This is a genomic window from Leptolyngbya sp. GB1-A1 (assembly GCF_039962475.1).
Lineage (GTDB): Bacteria > Cyanobacteriota > Cyanobacteriia > Elainellales > Elainellaceae > Leptolyngbya_A.
The window spans coordinates 1-1,689 of record NZ_JAMPLI010000122.1; the positions used below are offsets into that span (position 1 = coordinate 1).

Annotated in this window: 1 pseudogene; it reads right to left on the reverse strand. The window is 46.9% G+C overall.

The window, feature by feature from the left end:
• Positions 1-355: 355 nt before the first annotated feature.
• Positions 356-905, reverse strand: a pseudogene (locus tag NDI45_RS30835) (methanogen output domain 1-containing protein).
• Between the last annotated feature and the right edge of the window lie 784 nt (positions 906-1,689).

The following is a 1,689-nucleotide window of genomic DNA, read 5'->3' on the forward strand; positions in this document are numbered from 1 at the left end:
TCGATTACACGAGTGCGTAAATCCGTTGAGTAAGCGACAGGCATTTCACCAACTTGATAGATTGTCCACTCGTTAGCTTAATAGAAAAGGGGCTAATTACCTAAAAACTGCTGTAATTGTTAGGGTTAACGAGCCAAGCACCATGGCTCGGCTGCTTGAGCAAGCGCGCAAGTACTGTTTCACCTTCTCTATGGGGTCCGTAACCACCTCAAAGATCGTTTTTCCTTGCAGCATTTGACGTTGCCGCCCAGCATTTGGGTGAATGACGGGTTAGCAGCCAGGAGCTGACCCTGACCCGTCACCAGGAGCATAGGTTCTGGTAGCAGTCTGGTAAACTCAATAAACTGCTCGGGCGTCACCCCTCACACTCTCCCTTAAAGTATTCCCTGCCTGGACTCGCTTCTGCTTCTGGGGTGGGCTTGAGGTAAACGACCACTCGACATTCAAGCGCACCCAGCGCGATCGTCTCTTGCAGTTCGACTTTGGCGTACCCGACATTCTCGGCTGCAATGGAACCAAACACATTGGAGGTCATCATACACATGGCAGGGCAGTCGATGACCTTCTCAGCAAACGGACAAGCCCGGTTTCCTAAGACAATTCTGTCATTTGTTTGTTCGATAATGTAAAAATCTCCCTGGATGCGCCGCTTCAAATCCACGAGGGCATCAGCGACCTGCTCTGGCGTGAAGATGGGATACCTGCAGAGCCGCTTTATAGTCCTGGTCGATCTGCCGCCCCATATTCTGCCTCACAACGCTAATAAATCCTGAGGCTTCCTCTAAACCCACAACCTCTTGTAGTGTTCTCGCTAACTCTCAAATTAAGGTGCGTAAAAACACATCCCGATTCAAAGGAATTGGAAGATTTTCGACAGATGTTTCAGGCTTAATAAAACTGTTCATCACACTATTTCTTGAGATGAGCAGCAATGCTCTTACTGAATGGCTTCCCATCCAACCAGTCAAAAGCGTGAGATTAGCGACTTAAAGAGCCGAAATTAACATAGCTATATCCTGCAATTGCACTAGGTGCTCTGCACTGTTGTCTCTTGCAGGTTGTAGCGCAAGAGAAAGCTCGATCAGAAGGTGAGTCTAGAGGGGCTGTTGTTTTAAGCGCCATTGAAGAAATGCTTGTTCCTGATGAGCAGACACATCGCTGCTTGAAAAGTTATGTATGAAAGTCTGAGTAATCCTTGCGTTTTTAAGACAATGTGAGAAAAATTGGATCCATCAAAAAGCGTATTTTGGACTCAGAGATTTCAACTAGCGTTTTCATCGCAAGGTGCTGACCTCTTGCCACTGCCATGAAGCGAATCACGGGGGAAGTTATGAAGCAACTCCTAGGTTGCCGCTTGTTAGTTGCTGATGCTTACAAAGATACATGCCTGCTGTTTGAAACCTTCTTTGAGAGCCAGGGAGTTAGGATACTCACTGCTAAAAAAAGCATTTTCGGCAGTGCTTACTCAATCAACGACTGCTGTGGATCTGCAATCAAATTGAGCGCAAGAAATAGCACCGCTAGCTCCTGGTATTCCTTATGTCTTATTAAGAGAGAATGATCGATATACCACGTAGTATAAGTAGTAAATGCAATGCAATGATTCGTACTCTATGCCCACGATCGGTCAAACAGAGCTAGCAGATCTGGTGCGGGAAACGCGACAACGCCTAGCACTCTCGCAAGCCA